This is a genomic window from Nocardia sp. NPDC003269 (assembly GCF_042888005.1).
Classification (GTDB): domain Bacteria; phylum Actinomycetota; class Actinomycetes; order Mycobacteriales; family Mycobacteriaceae; genus Nocardia.
The window spans coordinates 451,623-472,995 of record NZ_JBIAPA010000002.1 but is presented as its reverse complement, the minus strand read 5'-3'; the positions used below and the strand labels follow the sequence as shown (position 1 = coordinate 472,995).

At 72.7% G+C, this 21,373-nt stretch carries 1 protein-coding gene; it reads right to left on the bottom strand.

Annotation, left to right across the window (positions count from 1 at the left end; all coding sequences use genetic code 11):
- Window positions 1-5: 5 nt before the first annotated feature.
- A complete protein-coding gene (locus ACFYWJ_RS12590; RefSeq protein WP_355280783.1) occupies window positions 6-21,314 on the bottom strand; it encodes an SDR family NAD(P)-dependent oxidoreductase in 21,309 nt (7,102 codons plus the stop codon).
- Window positions 21,315-21,373: the final 59 nt, after the last annotated feature.

Below are 21,373 nucleotides of genomic sequence, written 5' to 3'. Positions count from 1 at the left end.
CCGGATCAGGACTCCAGCCAGTCCTCGATGGCGGCGGCCGCGTCGGCCGAACCGCTCTCCAGGACGGTGAAGTGGTCGGCCTCGACCGGCACCACCGTGTGCGCCGGGTCCCAGCCCCTGGCCTGCCAGTCCGGCCGCTGCGCCGGATCCGCCAGGAACGACTGCGCGCACTGGACGAGCAGCGCCGGGGTGGTGACGGAACCGGGCACCATCTCCTGCATCAGCTGGACGTACCAGCCCATGCCGGACAGCCGGGCGGCGTCGAAGCGGCCGAACTCGGCCTCCCGCGACACCATGTGCTCGGCCATCTCCCGCAGCAGCCATTCGCCACCGTCGTGCACCCGGTAGGTGTCGATCATGGCGACACCCTCGGGCACCGGACCCTGGGCCGCTTCGAGGTACTCGGTGACGAGGTAGGCCAGCAGGCCACCCGAGGAGTACCCCAGCAGGACGAACGGTTCGCCCTGCGCGGCCTCGAGCACGCCGCACGCCAGCGTTTCCAGTGCCGCCTCGGGCGTGGCGGGCAGTGGCTCGTCGGCCGCGAAGCCGATCGGCGGCAGCACCACGACCTCGCGGCCGGTCCGCAGGTGCGCGGTGACCCTGGCGTACTGGTGCGCGCCGCCGGTGGCCAGTGGCGGGTTGACGCAGATGATCCGCGGGAGGTCGGACCCCGACGCGAGCCGGGTCGGCACCGGCAGCTCGTCCAGGTCCGCCGCCGAGGCGAACTGCTCCCGCAGCTGCGCCGCGACCCGCAACAGGTCGAAGCCGGTGCGGGCGCGGCCGCCCTGCACCGCACCGCGGAACATCCCGTACAGCGACTCGTCGGTGCCCGATCGCTGCCCCGGCTGCGCGACCGCGGCGAGTTCCGCGCGCAGGTAGCGGGCCAGCCCGGCCGGTGTCTTCTGGTCGAAGATCGCGGCGGTCGGCAGGGTCAGTCCGGTGGAGGCGTTGAGCGTGGTGCGCAACTCCATCGCGGCCAGCGAATCGAAGCCGGATTCGAGGAAGTCCCGCTCGGCGTCGAGCGCGTCGACGCTCTCGTGCCCGAGCAGCCGGGCGGCGGTCTCGAGGATGTGCGTCTGGAGCCACTGCTCCTGCTCGGCCTCGGACAGGTGTGCCAGCTGCCTGCGCACCGCGCCCGCGTCGGGCGCACCGCTGCTCTGCCTGCGTCCGGCGCGCCGGACCAGGTCACCGAGCACCGGTGGCACCGACTCCCTGGTCCGCAGGACGGCCGCGTCGATCTCGACGAGCACCTGCGCCGGACGATCGGCCGCCACCGCGGCGTCGAACAGGGCCAGCGCCTTGTCCGCCGCCAGCGGCGGCAGGCCCTGGCGACGCATCCGCTGCCGGTCGGCCTCGCCGAGCCACTGCGCCATGCCGGTGTCGATGCCCCACAGCCCGTAGGCGAGGGAGGTGGCGGGCAGGCCGACGCCGTGGCGGTGCGCGGCGAGCGCGTCGAGGAACACATTGGCCGCCGCGTAGCCGCCCTGGCCCGCGGGCAGGATCGACCCGGCCACCGAGGAGATCAGCACGAAGGCCGACAGTTCGGTGTCGCGGGTCAGCTCGTGCAGATGCCAGGCGGCGTCGGCCTTGGCGCCGAGGGAGACGTCGATCTGCGCGGGGGTCATGGCGTCGACGAGGCCGTTGTAGGCCGCGCCCGCCGCGTGCACGATCGCCCCGAGCGGACGCTCGGCCGGGATCGCGGCGAGCAGCTCGCGCAGGGCCGCCCGATCGGTGACATCGCAGGCGACGACCTGGGCCTGGGCGCCCAGGGCCGCGAGCTCGTCGACGAGTCCCGGCGCGGCGTCCGGTCCGCGCCTGCCGACCAGCAGCAGGTGCCGCACACCGTGTACCACCACCAGGTGTTCGGCCAGGAGACGGCCGATCCCGCCGGTGCCGCCGGTGATCAGGACGGTGCGGTCGTGATCCCACGGTGCCGTCCGGTCGCCGGTGAGGGCGACCGCGCGGACGAGCCGCGGTACCCACGTCCCGTCCGCGCGCACGGCCAATTCGGGTTCGCCGGTCGCGACGGCGGCAACCAGCTGTTCGATCGGCTGGTCGACGGCGGCTTCGACGAGCACGATCCGACCCGGGTGCTCGGCCTGTGCCGCCCGCGCCAGACCCCAGACCGCGGCCGCGACCGGATCGTCGGCGCTGTCGGTGACCAGCGCCAGCGTGCTCGCGGCGTACCGCTCGTCGCTCAGGAACTCCTGGACGACACCGAGCGTGCCGTGCAGCGCGAACCGCAGCCGCTCCGGCACCTCCGCCCGGTCGACCGCGACCCGGTGGACGACCACGGGAGCCGGCTGCTGCGCTTCCCATTCGGCCCAAGACGTGTCCGCGGCGCCCAGCGCCGGACCGGGTCGCCAGCTCAGCTCGTACCGCGCGTCGCGTGCGCGGGACGGCGCGGAGAGCAGTTCGGCCGACATCGGGCGCAGGGCCAGCGACCCCACCGACAGCAGCGGAGCGCCGCCGGCATCGGCCATGGTCAGGGTGACGGTGCCCTGGTTCAGCCAGCTCAGCCGAACCCGGACCCGCCGTGCGCCGTCGGCGTGCACCCGCACCGATGACCACGCGAACGGCACCAGTGTCGGGCGTTCGGCGGTCTCGTCCACACCCTCGGGCAGCCCGAAGGACAGCGCGTGCATGGCCGCGTCGAGCAGCGCCGGGTGCACGCCGTAGCCCTGCGCCGAGGTCTGCTCGGGCAGGGCGACCTCGGCGAACAGATCCGCACCGCGCCGCCACAGCGACTCCAGCCCTTGGAAGGCGGGGCCGTAGTGGTAGCCGTGGTCGGCGAGTTCGGCATAGGCGCCGTCCAACCGGACCTCGGTGACGTCGGCGGGTGGCCACTGGGCGAAGTCCGTCCAGTCCGGCTGCTCGCCGGTCTCGACGGCGGGGCGCACGGTGCCCTCCGCGTGGTGGGTCCACGGGACCGTCGGATCGTCGTCGCCGCGCGAGTAGACGTCGATTCGGCGGTGCCCGTTCTCGTCGCCGTCACCCACGATGACCTGGATGTGCGCGCCCGCGTGCCCGTCGAAGACCAGCGGGGACAGCAGCGTGAGTTCCGCCAGTTCCGGGCAGTCGACGAGATCGGCCGCGTAGGTGGCCAATTCGACGAAGCCGGTGCCGGGCAGCAGCACCACACCGAGCACATCGTGGTCGGCCAGCCACGGATGGGTGGCCGTGGACAGCCTGCCGGTGAGCCGGAGACCGCCGCTCTCGGGCTGCGCCACCAGCGCGCCCACCATGGCGTGTTCGGTGCCGCGCAGGCCGAGGGTGTTGGCCTCGCCGGTCCCCAGCGGGCTGGTGGCCCAGAACCGGCGGTGCTGGAAGTCGTAGGTCGGTAGCTCCGTCCGGGTGGCCCCGGTTCCGGCGAGGTAGCGCATCCAGTCGACGGTTCCGCCCGCGACGTGGAGCCGGGCGAGGCCGGTCACCAGGGTCGTGGGGTCGGCCTTGTCGCGCCTGGTCAGCGCGAGGGCGGTCGTGGTATCCAGGGTCTGCGCGACCATCGGTGTCAGGACGGCGTCGGGGCCGACCTCAGCGAACCGGGCCACACCCAGCTCCGACATCGTGGTGACGGCAGCGGCGAACCGTACGGTCGCCGCGACCTGTCGCACCCAGTACGCCGGATCGGACATCTCGTCGACGACCCGGGCACCGGTCACCGTCGACACCAGCGCGAGGGTCGGACGCTCGAAGGCCAAACCTTCGACCACCGAGCCGAATTCGGCCAGCATCGGGTCCATCAGCACGGAATGGAACGCGTGCGAGACCCGCAGTCGGTGTGTGCGCCAACCGTTCTCGGCACACACCTCGGCCGCGGCCTGGACCGCCCCCTCGACACCGGAGAGCACCACCGACGACGGACCGTTCACCGCCGCGATCGACACCCCCTCGCCCAGCAACGGCAGCACGTCCGCTTCCGGCGCACCCACCGCGATCATCGCCCCACCCGCAGGCAGCGCCTGCATCAACCGGCCCCGCGCCGCCACCAGCACACACGCGTCATCGAGCGACAGCACACCCGCGACATGCGCGGCCGCGACCTCTCCGATCGAATGGCCGGCCACCACGTCGGCCGTCACGCCCCACGATTCGAGCAGCCGGAACAGGGCCACCTCGTAGGCGAACAGCCCGGCCTGCGCGTAGACCGTCCGGTCGATCAGCGCTTCGTCGGCCAAGGCCGCCGTGAGCGGAACAGGCTGTCCGAGCGGCGGTTCCAGCCGCGTGATGATGTCGTCGAACGAGTCGGCGAATACCGGGTACCCCCGGAGCCCGGCGGCCATGTCCGCCCATTGCGCGCCCTGACCGGAGAACACGAGACCGGTCGATCCCGCGACCACCCGGCCGCTCACCACACCGGGAGCGCCGTCGGCCACCGCCCGCGTGCCAGCGAGGAGCCCGTCGCGGTCCTCGGCGAGGACCACCGCGCGATGGTCGAACACCCCCCGGGTGGCGACCAGGGAGAAGGCGACATCGAGCGGGTCCTGGCCGTAGTCGGCCACATGGTCGGCCAGCCGGGCGGCCTGACCGGTGAGCGCCGCACCACTGCGCGCCGACACCACCCACGGCACGACGCCGCCGACCGGCGCGGTCTTCACCGCAGGCGCCGAATCCGCAACCGGCGGCGCCTGTTCCACGATGACGTGCGCGTTCGTCCCACTGATGCCGAACGAGGACACACCCGCACGCCGCGGCCGATCCACCTCCGGCCACGCCACGGCCTCGGACAGCAGCCGCACGTTCCCCTGCGTCCAATCCACCTTGGTGCTGGGCTGATCCACGTGCAGGGTGCGGGGCAGCACGCCGTGCCGCATCGCCATGATCATCTTGATCACGCCACCCACACCGGCCGCCGCCTGCGCGTGACCGATGTTCGACTTCAACGAGCCCAACCAGAGCGGACGGTCCTCGGCACGATCCTGGCCGTAGGTCGCCAGCAGGGCCTGCGCCTCGATCGGATCACCCAAAGTCGTTCCGGTGCCGTGCGCTTCGACGACATCCACCTCCGCCGGAGCGACCCCGGCATTGGCGAGGGCCTGGCGGATCACCCGGCGCTGCGACGGACCATTGGGCGCGGTGAACCCGTTGGACGCGCCGTCTTGATTCACCGCCGAACCCGCCAGCACCGCCAGCACCTGATGACCGTTGCGGCGGGCATCGGAGAGCCGTTCCAGCACGAGCACACCCGCGCCCTCGGACCAGCCGACCCCATCGGCGCTGTCGGAGAACGACTTGCATCGCCCGTCCGGCGACAAGCCGCGCTGCCTGCTGAACTCCACGAACGTCTCCGGGGTCGCCATGACGGCGACACCTCCGGCCAGCGCCAGATCACATTCGCCCGACCGCAGCGACTGCGCGGCCAGGTGCATCGCCACCAGCGACGACGAGCACGCCGTATCCACCGACACGGCAGGACCTTCCAAGCCGAGCGTGTAGGAGATCCGGCCCGAGACGAGGCTGCCGGTGGCATTGCCGCCGTTGCCCTGCGCGTAGTCGTGGTACATCACGCCGGTGAACACCCCGGTCGAACTTCCGCGCAGCACAGCGGGATCGACCCCGGCGCGTTCGAGTGCCTCCCAGGTCGTCTCCAGGAGCTGCCGCTGTTGCGGGTCCATCATCGTCGCCTCGTTGGGCCCGATGCCGAAGAAGTCGGCGTCGAAGTCGGCGGCGGTGTGCAGGAAGCCACCCTCGCGGGTGTAGGACTTGCCCGCCCGGCCGGGTTCGGGATCGTAGAGCCCGGCGAGGTCCCAGCCACGGTCGGTGGGCAGCGGCGTGACCGCGTCCCCGCCGAGCCGGACCAGTTCCCAGAGGTCCTCGGGCGAGCCGACGCCGCCGGGGTAGCGGCACGCCATGCCGACGACGGCGATCGGGTCACCGTCGGCGGACCGGCTCGCGGTGACCGCCACATCCTGACCGGTCCCGGCGAACTCCGCAGCCAGGTAGTCAGCCAGCGCCTGCGGCGTCGGATAGTCGAACACCAAGGTGGCGGGCAACGGCAGACCCGTCACCGCCTTCAGGGCGTTGCGGAACTCGATCGCGGTGATCGAGTCGAAACCCAGGTCACCGAACGCCTTGTCGGCCGCGACCGCGTTCAGGTCCTGATGTCCCAGCACCGTGGCGACCTGACCGCGCACGATCTCCGCGAGCACACTCGCACGTTCGCCTTCGGGTGTGCTCGCCAACCGGGTGCGCAGGGCGGTCGCGGCACCGGAGGCCGCCTTGCGGCGGTGCGGGACCAGGCCGGTGAACAGGGCGGGCGTGGCGAATCCGGCGCCGCGCAGGGCATCCAGATCTACCCGTGCGAGCACCGGTGCGGCCGTGTCGATCCGGAGGGCGGCGTCGAAGAGGGTCAGGCCCTGCTCCGCCGCGAGCGGCAGCAGGCCCGAGCGGGCGATGCGCTGCCGGTCGACCTGGCTGAGTTCCCCCGCCATGCCGCCGTCCCACATGCCCCAGGCCAGCGACGTCCCCGCCAGTCCGGCGCCGCGCCGACGCGCGGCCAGCGCGTCGAGGACCGCATTGGCGGCGGCGTAGTTGCCCTGGCCGGGGTTGCCGAAGACTCCGGCCACCGAGCTGAACAGCACGAACGCCGTCAGTGGGAGATCGGCGGTCAGCTCGTGCAGGTGCAGGGCGGCATCGACCTTGGGCCGCAGGACAGTGTCCATGCGGTCGGGGGTCAACGAGCCGATGGCGCCGTCGTCGAGAACGCCCGCCAGGTGGAACACGCCGGACAAGGGTTGCGCCGCGGGGATATCGGCGAGGACGGCGGCCAGCGCCGCACGGTCGGCGACATCGCACGCGACGAACGAGACCTCGGCACCCGATTCCTCCAGTGCCGTGCGCAATTCGGCGGCTCCCGGACCGGATTCGCCACGCCTGCTCAGCAACAGCAGACGGCGGGCACCGTGTCTGTCGACCAGGTGTCGGGCGAACAGTCCGCCCAGCGCCCCGCTCGCACCGGTGAGCAGGACCGTCTCGTCCGGCCCGAACAGCTCGCCCACGGTGGAAGTTCCTGCCGGAGGGGCAGATCGGGCGAGACGCGCGGCGTACACGGCACCGTCACGCACCGCGACCTGCGGTTCACCCGCGACCAGGAGCCCGCCGATCAGACTGTCCGGCAGCGCATCGAGGGCGGCGGTGTCGACCAGGATGATCCGGCCCGGGTTCTCCGACTGCGCGGACCGCACCAGACCACCGATCGCGGCGCCGGCCAGGTTCGTGATGTTCTCGCCCGCCACCGAGATCGCGCCGCTGGTCCGCACGATCAACACCGATTCCGCGTAGGCGGGCTCGGCGATCCAGGACTGGAGTACCCCGAGGACGTCCCGGGCGGCGGTGTGGATGACGGCGGGGTCGATGCCCACCGGGCAGTCCAGGATCACCGCCGGGGGCACCTGCTCCCCCAGTTCCGGCCAGGTGACCGTGGCGATCCCGTTGTCCGGCAGTGTGATCGGCGTCCATTCGACCCGGAACAGCGCCGACCGGGCGATGTCGGTGCCGGTGGTGAGCTGGGCGGGGTCGATCGGCCGGGAGGCCAGGTGCCGCACTGTCGCGACGGGCGCGCCGGTCGCGTCCGCGAGGTCGATCGACACCCCGCTCGCCCCGACCCGGACGAGCCGGACACGCAGGGTGTCGGCCCCGTGCGCGTGCACGGTGACCCCCGACCACTCGAACGGCAGCGCGAGGCCGGTGCCCGGCGAGGCCGGTTCGCCCGCGACGCGCAGGGCGTGCAGGGCGGCGTCGAGCAGTGCCGGGTGCAGCCCGAAGCGCGGTGCCTCCGCGCGGGCCTGGTCGGGCAGGGCGAGTTCGGCGTAGATGCCCGCGTCGTCCCGCCAGGCGGCGGTGAGCCCGCGGAACACCGGTCCGTAGTGGTAGCCCTGCTCGTCGAGGGTGTCGTAGACGCCGTCGAGGTCGACCACGGTGGCACCGGTCGGGGGCCACTGGGTGAGGTCCACCGGCACCGTGTCGCTGTCGGCCGCGAGCACACCCTCGGCGTTCAGGGTCCACGATGCCGCGGCGCTGTCGGGCCGCGAGAAGATCCGCACGTCGCGGCGGCCCGGCTCGTCCTCGGCGCCGACGACGACCTGCACCGCGACGCCCGCCGGGTCCGGCAGCGTCAGCGGGGCGCGCAGGATCAGCTCGGCCAGGGTCGGGCAGCCGACCTCGGTGCCCGCCTGCAGGGCGAGTTCGACGAACCCGGTGCCGGGGAACAGCACCGTGTCCAGCACGGCGTGATCGGTCAGCCAGGGGTGCGTCCGCGCCGAGAGCCTGCCGCTCAGCGCGACGGCATCGGACTCGGGCTGGGCGACCACCGCCGAGACCAGCGGGTGGTCGCTGGCGACGAAGCCGAGGGCGCGGGCGTCGCCACCGGCCGTGCTGTCCGTCAGCCAGTAGCGCTGCCGCTGGAAGGCGTAGGTGGGCAGGTCGACGCGGCGCGCGCCGGTGCCGGCGAACAGTGCCGCCCAGTTCACGTCGGCGCCGGACACGGACAGCCCGGCCAGTCCGGCCTTCAGGGTCGGCGCGTCGGCGTTGTCCCGGCGGGCCAGCGCCACCATCGTGGTGGTCGTGTCTCCGGCCGCCTCGGTGATCTGGCTGATCATCGGGACGAGCACGGCGTCCGGCCCGACCTCGGCGAACCGGCTCACGCCCGCCTCGGTCATGGTGGCGACCGCGTCGGCGAAGCGCACGGTGCCGCGCACCTGACCGACCCAGTAGGCCGGATCGGACATCTCGTCGACGACCCGGGCACCGGTCACCGTCGACACCAGCGCGAGGGTCGGACGCTCGAACGTCAGACCCGCTACGACCGAGGCGAATTCGGCCAGCATCGGCTCCATCAGCTCGGAATGGAAAGCGTGCGAGACCCGCAAACGATGTGTCCGCCAGCCCTTCTCGGCACACGTCTCGGCCGTTGCCTGGACCGCTGCCTCGACACCGGCGAGCACCACCGACGACGGACCGTTCACCGCCGCGATCGACACCCCGTCGACGAGCAACGGCAGCACCTCGGCTTCCGGCGCACCCACGGCGACCATCGCGCCACCGGCGGGCAGCGCCTGCATCAACCGGCCACGGGCGGCGACCAGCACACACGCGTCGTCGAGCGACAGCACACCCGCGACATGCGCGGCCGCGATCTCACCGATCGAATGACCGGCCACCACCTCGACCCGCACACCCCACGACTCGAGCAGCCGGAACAACGCCACCTCGAAGGCGAACAACCCCGCCTGCGCGAACACGGTGTCGTCGACCCGAGCGGGATCGGCGAGCGCGTCGGTCAGCGACACCGGCTGCTCCAGCAGCGGATCCAGTTGCGCGACAATCGCATCGAAGTGCTCGGCGAAGACCGGATACGTGCGCAGCCCGGCGGCCATCCCGGCCCACTGCGCACCCTGACCGGAGAACACCGCGCCCGTCGACCCGGCCACCACGCGACCGGTGACGACGCCCGCGCGGGCCTCGCCACGGCCCAGCGCCGCGGCATCGGCCAGCAGATCGTCCCGATCGGCGGCCAGCAGCACGGCCCGATGGTCGAATCCGGTGCGCGAGGTCACCAGCGAATAGCCGACGTCGACCGCAGCCGAATCACGCGCTGTCACCTGCGATGCCAGGCGGCTCGCCTGATCCGCGAGCGCCGTTTCGCTCCGCGCCGACAGCACCCAGGGCAGCACACCACCGACGGGCGCCACCGGCTCCGTCGACGCGGGCGGCACCGGCGCGGCCTCCACGATGACGTGGGCATTGGTCCCGCTGATACCGAACGACGACACGCCGGCGCGACGCGGCCGATCGACCTCCGGCCACGCGACCGCCTCGGTCAGCAGACGCACATCGCCCTCGGCCCAATCCACCTTCGTGGAGGGCTCATCCACGTGCAGTGTCCGGGGCAGCACGCCGTGCCGCATGGCCATGATCATCTTGATCACGCCACCCACACCGGCCGCCGCCTGGGCATGGCCGATATTGGATTTCAGCGAGCCCAGCCACAGCGGCCGGTCCTCGGCGCGGTCCTGACCGTAGGTGGCCAGCAGAGCCTGCGCCTCGATCGGATCACCCAAAGTCGTTCCGGTGCCGTGCGCTTCGACGGCGTCGACCTCGGCCGGGGACACTCCGGCATTGGCCAGCGCCTGGCGGATCACCCGGCGCTGCGACGGACCGTTCGGTGCCATCAAACCGTTGGACGCGCCGTCCTGGTTGACCGCCGACCCGGCGAGTACCGCCAGCACCTGATGACCGTTGCGGCGGGCGTCGGAAAGCCGTTCCAGCACGAGCACACCCGCGCCCTCGGACCAGGCCACCCCGTCGGCCGCCTCCGCGAACGACTTGCACCGCCCGTCCGGCGACAGTCCGCGCTGACGGCTGAACTCGATCAGCGTCTCCGGCGTCGCCATCACCGCGACACCACCGGCCAGCGCGAGATCGCACTCGCCGGACCGCAGCGACTGCGCCGCGAGATGCATCGCCACCAGCGACGACGAGCACGCCGTATCCACCGACACCGCGGGACCTTCCAGTCCCAGGGTGTAGGCGATCCGGCCGGAGACCAGACTGCCGGTGACATTACCGCCGTTGCCCTGCGCGTAGTCGTGGTACATCACGCCGGTGAACACACCGGTCGAACTCCCGCGCAGCACCGGCGGATTCACTCCGGCGCGCTCGAGGGCCTCCCACGACACCTCCAGCAGCAGACGCTGCTGCGGATCCATGGCGGTGGCCTCGTTCGGGCTGATCCCGAAGAACTCGGCGTCGAACTCGGCGGCCTCGTAGAGGAATCCGCCGCGGCGGGTGTAGGTCTTGCCCGGCGTGCCGGGGACGGGATCGTAGATGCCGTCGATGTCCCAGCCGCGATCGTCCGGCAGCTCGCCACTGGTGTCGGTGCCCGAGGTGACCAGGTCCCAGAGGTCCTCGGGCGAGGCGACACCACCGGGGTAGCGGCAGCTCATCGCGACCACGGCGATCGGATCGTCGCCGGCGGACCGGCTGGCGGTGACCACGATGTCGCGGCCGGTCCCGGTGAACTCCTCGGCCAGGTACCGGGCGAGGGCCTGCGGCGTCGGGTAGTCGAAGACGAGCGTGGCGGGCAGCGGCAGCCCCGTCGCGGCTTTGAGTCCGTTGCGGAACTCGATGGCGGTGATCGAGTCGAAACCGAGTTCGCTGAACGCCTTGTCGGCCGCGATCGCGGTCAGGTCCGCGTGTCCGAGGATCGCGGCGACCTGTCCGCGCACGATCTCCTCCAGCACGCCCAGCCGTTCGCTGTCGGGCGTGTTCGCCAGCCGGGTGCGCAGCGCGGTCGCTGTCCCGGTGACGGCCCTGCGGCGCTGGGAGATCAGACCGGAGAACAGGGCGGGCAGGGCGATGCCGTAGCCGCGCAGCACCTCCAGGTCGAGCCGGGCGACCAGCGGTGCGGCGATATCGAGGCCGGTCACCGCGTCGAACAGCGCGAGCCCTTGGGCATCCGTCATCGGCAGCATGCCCGAGCGGAGCATCCGCTGCCGCTCGGCCTCGCCGAGCTCGCCCGCCATGCCGCCTTCCCACATGCCCCACGCCACCGAGGTGCCGACCAGACCGACGGACCGGCGGTGGGTGGCGAGCGCGTCGAGGACGGCGTTGGCCGCGCCGTAGTTGCCCTGACCGGCATTGCCGAAGGCCCCGGCCACCGAGCTGAACAGCACGAACGCCGTCAACGGGAGATCGGCGGTCAGCTCGTGCAGGTGCAGGGCGGCATCGACCTTGGGCCGCAGGACGGCGTCCACGCGGTCGGGGGTCAGTGCGGCGACGGCGCCGTCGTCGAGAACACCGGCGAGGTGGAACACACCCGACAGTGGTCGTGCCGCGGGGATATCGGCGAGGACGGCGGCCAACGCCGCACGATCGGCGACATCACACGCGACGAACGAGACCTCGGCACCCGAATCCTCCAGCGCCGCCCGCAATTCGGCGGCACCAGGACCGGATTCGCCACGCCTGCTCAGCAACAGCAGGCGACGGACACCGTGCGTGTCGACCAGGTGCCGGGCGAACAAGCCACCCAGCGCACCGCTCGCACCGGTGAGCAGGACCGTCTCTTCCGGCCCGAACAGCTCGTCCACGGTGGACGCCGGAGTGGGGATTCGGGTGAGCCGTGCGGCGTGCGCGACCCCGGCACGAACCGCCACCTGCGGTTCGGCCGCCGCCAGGATTCCACCGACGGGGACGTCCGCGGAATCGGTGTCGAGCAGGACGATCCGGCCCGGGCTCTCGGCCTGGGCGGCGCGCACCAGGCCACCGACGGCGGCACCGGCCAGGTTCGTGATGTCCTCGCCCGCGACCGACACCGCGCCGCCGGTCCGCACGATCAGCACGGAGTCGGCGAAACGCGCCTCGGCGGCCCAGGCTTGCAGCACCTCGAGCACACCGTGGGTGGCGGCGCGCACGGCGGCGGCATCGTTACCGCTCGGGCAGTCCAGAATCACCGCGGGGGGCACCTGGTCGCCGAGGTCGGTCCACGTCACCACACCGATCTCGGTGTCGGACACCGCGATCGGCGACCAGGTGACCTCGAACAGCGCCTGCGGAACGGTGGCCGAACCGGCCGTGAGCTGCGCGGGATCGATCGGCCGTGAGGCCAGGTGCCGCACCGTCGCGACGGGGGCGCCGGTCGGGTCCGTCAGCTCCAGCGCGACCCCGTGATCGCCGACCCGGGTGAGCCGCACGCGCAGCGCGTCGGCCCCGCTCGCATGCACGGTCACCCCTGACCACTCGAACGGCAGGGCCAGGCCGCCCGCCACCGTGGCGTCACCGGCCAGGCGCAGGGCGTGCAGGGCCGCGTCGAGCAGGGCCGGGTGCAGGCCGAACCGCTGGGCCTCGGTCCTGGCCTCCTCGGGCAGTTCGACCTCGGCGTAGAGCAGACCGTCGGCGCCGCGCCAGGCCGAGCGCAGCGCCTGGAACATCGGGCCGTAGTGGTAGCCCTGCTCGTCGAGGTCGTCGTAGACGCCCTCGATCGGGAGGGCGGTCGCGTCGGTGGGTGGCCACTGGGTGACCTCCGCCGGGGCGCTGTCGCCGTCCGGTGCCAGCACGCCGTCGGCATTGAGGGTCCAGGCGACGGCATCGTCGTCCTCGGGGCGGGAGAAGATCCGCACCGCCCGCCGGCCCGCCGCGTCCTGCGCGTCGACCACGACGCGGACCGCGAGCCCACCGGACTCCGTCAGTACCAGGGGCGCCCGCAGTGCCAGCTCCTCCAGGGTCGCGCAGCCGACCTGATCGCCCGCGTGCAGGGCGAGTTCGACGAATCCGGTGCCGGGGAACAGCACCGTGTCCATCACCCGGTGGTCGGCGATCCACGGCTGCGACTCGGTCGAGAGGCGGCCCGTGAGTGTCACCGCGTCGGAGTCCGGCTGCGCGACGACCACCGACGCCAGGGGGTGGCCGGTGGCGACGAGGCCGAGAGCTCTGGCGCCGGTCCCGGTGGTGCCTTCGGTCAGCCAGTAGCGGCGGCGCTGGAACGCGTAGGTGGGCAGGTCGACGCGACGGGCACCGGTTCCGGCGTACAGCGCGGCCCAGTCGACTTCGGCGCCAACGACATACAGCCCGGCGACCGCGCGCAGCACGGCGGCGGCATCGGCGGCGTCGCGGCGGGCGGTCGCCACGACGGCGCCGTCCTCGACGCTCTGGGTGATCATCGGCACGAGCACGGCGTCGGGTCCCACCTCGGCGAACCGGGTGACTCCCGCGGCGGCCATCGTGGCGACGGCGTCCGCGAGGCGCACGGTGTCGCGCACCTGGCCGACCCAGTAGGCCGGATCGGACATCTCGTCGCCGACCCGGGCACCGGTGACCGTCGACACCAGCGCGATGCTCGGTGTCGCGAAGGTCAGACCCTCGACCACCGTGGCGAATTCGGCCAGCATCGGCTCCATCAGCGCCGAGTGGAAGGCGTGCGAGACCCGCAAACGGTGTGTGCGCCAACCACGCTCGGCACACACCTCGGCCACGGTCGCCACGGCCTCACCGAGGCCGGAGAGCACCACCGCGGACGGACCGTTCACCGCCGCGATCGACACCCCCTCGATCAGCAACGGCAGCACCTCGGCTTCCGGCGCGCCCACGGCGACCATCGCCCCGCCCGCAGGCAACGCCTGCATCAACCGGCCACGGGCGGCGACCAGCACACACGCGTCGGCGAGCGACAGCACACCTGCCACATGCGCGGCCCCGATCTCACCGATCGAGTGCCCGGCCACCATCTCGGCCCGCCCACCCCAGGATTCCAGCAGCCGGAACAGCGCCACCTCGAAGGCGAACAACCCCGCCTGCGCGAACACGGTGTCGTCGATTCGGGTCTCGTCGGCCAACGCGTCGCTCAGCGATACCGGCTGTCCGAGCAGCGGTTCCAGCTGGGCGACGATGCCGTCGAAGTGTTCGGCGAACACCGGGAACGCGCGCAGTCCGGCGGCCATGCCCGCCCACTGCGCACCCTGGCCGGAGAACACCATGCCCGTCCGGCCCGCCACCACCCGGCCGGTCACCACGCCCGGCGCGGACTCGGCCCGGCCCAGCGCCCGCGCACCGGCGAGCAGATCGGCCCGATCGGCCGCGAGCAGCACGGCCCGATGGTCGAACGCGACCCGGGCCGTCACCAGCGACGAGCCGACGTCGACCGCATCCGAATCATGTTCTGCCACATGCGAGACGAGGTTCGTGGCCTGGTCGGCGAGTGCCGTCACCGTCCGCGCGGACAGCACCCAGGGCAGCACGCCACCCGCCGGGGCGGCGGGCCGCACCGGCGCCGAGTCCACCACGGGCGCCTGCTCGACGATGAGGTGCGCGTTGGTGCCGCTGAGCCCGAACGAGGACACACCCGCGCGCCGCGGCCGGTCCACCGCAGGCCACGGCGTGGCTTCGGTCAGCAGCCGGAGATGACCCTCGGACCAGTCGACCTTCGTACTCGGCCGGTCGATGTGCAGCGTCTGCGGCAGCACCCCGTGCTGCATCGCCATGATCATCTTGATCACACCGGCCACACCGGCCGCCGCCTGCGCGTGTCCGATATTGGACTTCAGCGAACCCAGCCACAGTGGGCGGTCCTCGGCACGGTCCTGGCCGTAAGTCGCCAGCAGGGCCTGCGCCTCGATCGGATCACCCAAAGTCGTTCCGGTACCGTGCGCTTCGACCGCGTCGACCTCGACCGGTGAAACCCTGGCATTGGCCAGCGCCTGCCGGATCACCCGGCGCTGTGACGGACCGTTGGGTGCCGTCCAGCCGTTCGAGGCGCCGTCCTGGTTGACCGCCGACCCGGTGATCACGCCGAGCACCTGGTGACCGTTGCGCTGCGCGTCGGACAGCCGCTCCAGCACCAGCACACCGGCGCCCTCGGCCCAGGCGACGCCGTCGGCCCCGTCGGCGAAGGACCGGCACCGGCCGTCCGGCGACAGCCCACGCTGACGGCTGAACTCGAGGAACATGTCCGGGGTCGACATCACCGCCACACCACCGGCCAGTGCCAGATCGCACTCCCCCGAGCGCAGCGACTGCGCGGCCAGATGCAGCGCCACCAGCGACGACGAGCACGCCGTATCCACCGTGACCGCGGGCCCTTCCAGGCCGAACACATACGACACCCGGCCGGAGACCAGGCTGCCGCCCGCGCTGTTGCCGGTCCCGGCGCCCTGCGCGTAGTCGTGGTACATCACGCCGGTGAACACACCGGTGGCGCTGCCGCGCAGGGCGGCCGGGTCCAGCCCAGCGCGCTCGAGCGCCTCCCAGGAGACCTCGAGCAGCACGCGCTGCTGCGGGTCCATCGTCAATGCCTCGTTCGGGCTGATCCCGAAGAACTCGGCGTCGAATTCGCCTGCGGAATAGAGGAATCCGCCTTGCCGGGTGTAGGTCTTGCCCGCCTTGCCCGGCTCGGGATCGTAGATGTCGTCGAGGTCCCAGCCGCGATCGGCGGGCAGTCCGCCGGTGGCGTGGCCGCCCGAGACGACCAGTCGCCACAGGTCTTCCGGCGAGGTGACGTCACCCGGGTAGCGGCAACCCATGGCGACCACCGCGATCGGCTCGGCGTCGACCGTCCTGGTCGCGGTGACCGCGACCTCCTGCACGTCACCGGTGAGCTGGGAGTCGACGAACTCGGCGACCGCCTGCGGGTTGGGGTGATCGAAGACGAGGGTGGCGGGCAGCCGCAGACCGGTCGCCGCGGTGAGTTTGTTGCGGAACTCGACCGCGCCGAGCGAATCGAAACCGAGCTGCTGGAAGGCCTGCTGCGGCGGGATCGTCTCGATCGTCGCGTGCCCGAGCACCTCGGCGGCGACGGTCTGCGCCAGCGTGAGCAGGGCCGCGCGGCGATCGGCCTCGGACAGCCCGGCCAGCTTCTGCGCGAACGCCCGGCCCGCGGGCGTCCTGCCGGTGCGGCGCACCGGGATCGGGGCGATGCCGCGCAGCAGGGCGGGCACCTGGTCACCCCGCGCGCGCAGCACCGCCGGGTCGACCCGCGCCAGGACCAGCTGCGGGGTGTCGGTGGCGATCGCCGCGTCGAACAGGGCCAGCGCGTCGGACTCGGACAGCGGCGGGAAGCCCTGCTTGGCCATCCGCTCGAAGTCCTCGGCGGACAGGTCGGCGCCGAGTCCGCTGGCCCGCTCCCACAGGCCGTAGTCGAGCGAGGTCGCGGGCAGGCCGACGCTGTGGCGGTAGGCGGCCAGACCGTCGAGGAAGACATTGGCGGCGGCGTAGTTCGCCTGGCCCGCGGTGAGTACCAGACCACCGACCGAGCCGAGCAGGACGAACAGCGACAGCGGCCGGTCCCTGGTGAGTTCGTGCAGATGCCAGCCCGCGTCGACCTTCGGCCGGAACACCCGGTCGAATCGCTCCGGGGTCATCGACTCGAGCACACCGTGATCGGCGACGGCCGCCGAATGCACCACGCCGACGAGCGGCCGGTCGGCCGGGACGCCGTCCAGCAGGGCCGCGAGCGCGGCCCGGTCGGACACGTCGCAGGCGGCGACGGTGACCTCGGCGCCGAGGTCACGCAGTTGCTCGGCCAGCTCGGTGGCGCCGGGGGCGGCCGCGCCGCGCCGGGAGGTCAGCAGCAGGTGCCGCGCGCCGTGCGCGGTGACCAGATGCCGCGCGACGACCGCGCCGATGCCTGCGGTGCCACCGGTCACCAGGACCGTGCCCGCCGCGATCGAGCGCACCAGCGCGCCGGGCGCGTGCCGGGTCAGCCGCGGCACGAGCAGGGCCTCCCCCCGCAGCGCCGCCTCGGGTTCCGCCGCGGCGGCGAAAGCGGCCAGGGCGCGCGGCTCGCGCGCGGTGTCGACGTCGAGCAGCTGGAACCGGCCGGGATGCTCGGCTTGGGCGGCACGCAGCAGACCCCACACGGGCGCCTGCGCGGTGTCGACCTGGTCGGTGTCGCCGGTCCGCACGGCCGAGTGGGTGAGGACCACCAGCCGGGCGGCGGTGAGGCGCGGTTCGGCCGACCAGCGCTGGACGGTGGCGAGCACCTCGGCGAGCACGTGGCGGGCGGCGACGGGCGGCGCGGCCTCGGGGGCGACGCAGTCGAACAGGACCAGCTCGGGGGCCGGGCCGTCGCCCAGATCGGCGAGCAGCGCGTCGATGTCGGCGAAGACAGGTGTGTCACCGGCGTTTTCGGAGGTTCCGAGTACGACGACGGAGCCGGGGTCGGTCGTGACCGGCGCGGTGGCGTTCCACTCGATGCCGAACAGCGCGTCGGCGATGCCGTCCGCACCGAGCCGGTCCGCCGAGACGGGCCGGGACACCAGGGCGCCCACCGACAGCACCGGGTTGCCGTCGGTGTCGGCGATCTGCACCACGTGCCGACCCTGCTGCCTGGCGATCCTGACCCGCACCTCGGCGGCGCCGGGCGCGTGGATCTGCACCTGGTTCCAGCTGAACGGCAGTTCCGGCGCGTCGATTTCGCCCTGCCTGCGGGCCTGGAGGATGCCGACGTGCAGGGCCGAGTCGAACAGGGCGGGGTGGATGCCGAAGCCCTGCGCGTCGCGCCGCTCCGGCAGGGCCACCTCGGCGAACAGCTCGTCACCGCGCTGCCAGGCCGCCTGCATGCCCTGGAAGAAGGGACCGTATTCGTAACCGGCGTCGAGCAATTCGTCGTAGGCGCTGTCGATGGACAGGGCGACGGCGCCGCGCGGCGGCCACGCGGCGAGCTCCATCGGGGCGGCCGGTTCGGCGGGTGCGAGCAGGCCCTCGGCGTGGATGGCCCACGGGCCGCCCGCGATCTGGCGGGAGTGCACGCTGAGCCTGCGGCGGCCGGTCTGGTCGACCGCGCCGATCATCACCTGGACCGAGACGCTGCCCTCGGCGGGCAGGGTCAGCGGGGTGTGCAGGATCAGCTCGTCGACCATCGGGCAGCCGACCAGGGCACCGACCCGGCAGGCCAGTTCCACGTACCCGGTGCCGGGCAGCAGCATGACGCCGAAGACGCTGTGGTCGGCCATCCACGGCACGGTGTCCACCGACCAGCGGCCGGTGAAACTCACCGCGTCCGATTCCGGGTGCGGCACCACGGCACCGAGCAGCGGATGGTCGACGCTGTCGAGCCCGACCGAGGTCACGCCACCGAGTTCGGCACCCAGCCACGACCGGGCCAGCACCTCCTTGGCGTCGAGCCAGTAGCGCACATGCTGGAAGGCGTAGGTGGGCAGGTCGACGCGGCGGCCACCGCCCCCGACGGCCGCCCAGTCCACGGGCGTGCCCGCCACGAACAACCCGGCCACCGCGGCCAGCAGCGCGGCCGGGCTCGCCTGGTCCTTGCGCGCCATCGGCACGATCGCCGGCGCGGGGCCCTGCGGGTCGGCGGTCGCGTCGACGATCTGGGCGATCATCGGGGTGAGGACGGCGTCGGGGCCGATCTCGGCGAAGCGGGTGACGCCCAGCTCGGCCATGGTGGCGATGGTGTCGGCGAAGCGGACGGTGCCGCGCACCTGGCCCGGCCAGTAGGCCGGATCGGTCATCTCGTCGGTGACGCGGGCGCCGGTCACCGACGACACCAGCGGCAGGCTCGGCCGGTGCAGCATCAAACCCCCGACCACCGAGGCAAATTCGGCGAGCATCGGGTCCATCAGCGCCGAGTGCGACGCGATGGAAATCCGCAGCCGGTGGGTGCGCAGACCGCGCTCGCGGCACGCCTCGACCACGGCGAGCACCGCGTCCTCGACCCCGGACAGCACCACCGACGCCGGGCCGTTGACCGCCGCGATCGCGACCTGCCCCGCGCTGTCGAGCGCGTCGATCACGGAGCGCGCGTCGGCCTCGGTCGTGCCGACTGCGACCATCGCCCCGCCCGGCGGCAGCGCCTCCATCAGGCGGCCGCGGGCGGCCACCAGCGCGCAGGCGTCGGCCAGGTTCAGCACGCCCGCGACATGCGCGGCGCCGACCTCGCCGATGGAGTGGCCGGTCACCACATCGGCTCGCACACCCCAGGATTCGAGCAGGCGGTACAGCGCCACCTCGAAGGCGAACACCCCGGCCTGGGTGAACACGGTCCGGGCCAGCACCTCGTCGTCGGTCAGTGCCTCGGTGAACGAGACCGGCTGTCCCAGCAGCGGTTCCAGCTCGGCGACGATGGCGTCGAAGTGTTCGGCGAAGACCGGGTACGCGCGCAGTTCGTCGGCCATGCCCGCCCACTGCGAGCCCTGGCCGGTGAAGACGAAGCCGGTCGAACCGGGCACCACCCGGCCGGTCACCACCCCGGGCGCGGCGGTGTCGGCGGCGAGGGCGCGCGCGCCGGCCAGCAGGGCGGCACCGTCGGTGCCGAGGAGCACGGCGCGCTGATCGAACAGGGTGCGGGTCGTCGCCAGGGAGAACCCGACATCCCGTGCGTCCGTATCGTTCTCAGTGACGTGGGCGGCGAGCCGGTCGGCCTGCTCGGCGAGTGCCTCGGCGCCGCGCGCCGACACCACCCACGGCAGCACGCCGTCCACCGGGGCCGCGTCCGGTTCCGGTTCGGGGTCGGCGGGCGCCTGTTCCACGATGAGGTGCACATTGGTGCCGGCGACACCGAACGAGGACACCCCGACGCGACGCGGCCGATCCACCGCGGGCCACGGCGTCGGTTCGGTCAGCAGCCGCACATGGCCCGCCGACCAGTCGACCTTGGTGGTCGGGGCGTCCACGTGCAGCGTCTTCGGCAGCAGGCCGTGGCGGATCGCCAGCACCATCTTGATCACGCCGCCCACACCGGCGGCGGCCTGCGAGTGCCCGATATTGGACTTCAGCGAGCCGAGCCAGAGGGGCCGGTCGGCGTCGTGTTCCCGGCCGTAGGTGGCCAGCAGGGCCTGGGCTTCGATGGGGTCGCCCAGGGTGGTGCCGGTGCCGTGCGCCTCGACGGCGTCCACGTCGGCCGCGGTGATGCCCGCGTTGCTCAGCGCCTGCTGGATGACCCGCCGCTGCGAGGGCCCGTTGGGCGCGGTCAGGCCGTTGGACGCGCCGTCCTGATTCACCGCGGAGCCCGTGATCACCGCCAGCACCGGGTGCCCGTTGCGGCGGGCGTCGGACAGCCGCTCCAGCACCAGCACACCGGCGCCCTCGGCCCAGCCGAGACCGTCGGCGGCATCGGCGAACGCCTTGCTGCGCCCGTCGCGCGCCATGCCGCGCTGCTTGCTGAATTCCACCAGGGTCTCCGGCGACCCCATCACCGCGACACCACCGGCCAGCGCCAGGTCCGATTCGCCCGCCCGCAGCGACTGCGCGGCGGCGTGCAGCGCGACCAGCGACGAGGAGCAGGCGGTGTCGACGGTGACCGACGGCCCCTCCAGGCCCAGCACATAGGAGATGCGCCCGGAGGCGACCGCGCCGGAGTTCGCGTTGGCCGGATAGTCGTGGTACATCATGCCGACGTAGACGCCGGTCCGGCTGCCGCGCAGCGAGGCGGGTGCCACCCCGGCGCGTTCCAGTGCCTCCCACGAGGTTTCGAGCAGCAGGAACTGCTGCGGGTCCATCGTCGAGGCCTCGTTCGGGCTGATCCCGAAGAAGCCGGGGTCGAATTCGCCCGCCGAGTGCAGGAATCCGCCCTCGCGGGTGTAGATGCTGTTGGGCGCCTCCCCGGTCGGGTCGTAGAGGCGATCGGCGTCCCAGCCACGGTTGACCGGCAGCTCCGACACCGCGTCGACGCCCTCGGCGACCAGCCGCCACAGATCCTCGGGCGAGCCGACCCCGCCCGGATACCGGCACGCCATCCCGACGATCGCGATCGGCTCCCGCTGGGCGGCGTCGAGCTGACGGTTGCGGGTGCGCAGCCGCTCGGTCTCCTTGAGCGAGCTGCGGAGCGCCTCGGTGAGCTTCTGGATTTTGGCGTCGGGCTGGGTCATGCGTCTATCGCTTCCTGCGGTCGCCGGAACACTCCGGCGAAATGTCTATCGGGAGGCTG

What these genes read in the sequence shown, in the direction of transcription:
- ACFYWJ_RS12590 (WP_355280783.1), bottom strand. Translation starts at nt 21,314, where the DNA reads ATGACCCAGCCCGACGCCAAAATCCAGAAGCTCACCGAGGCGCTCCGC.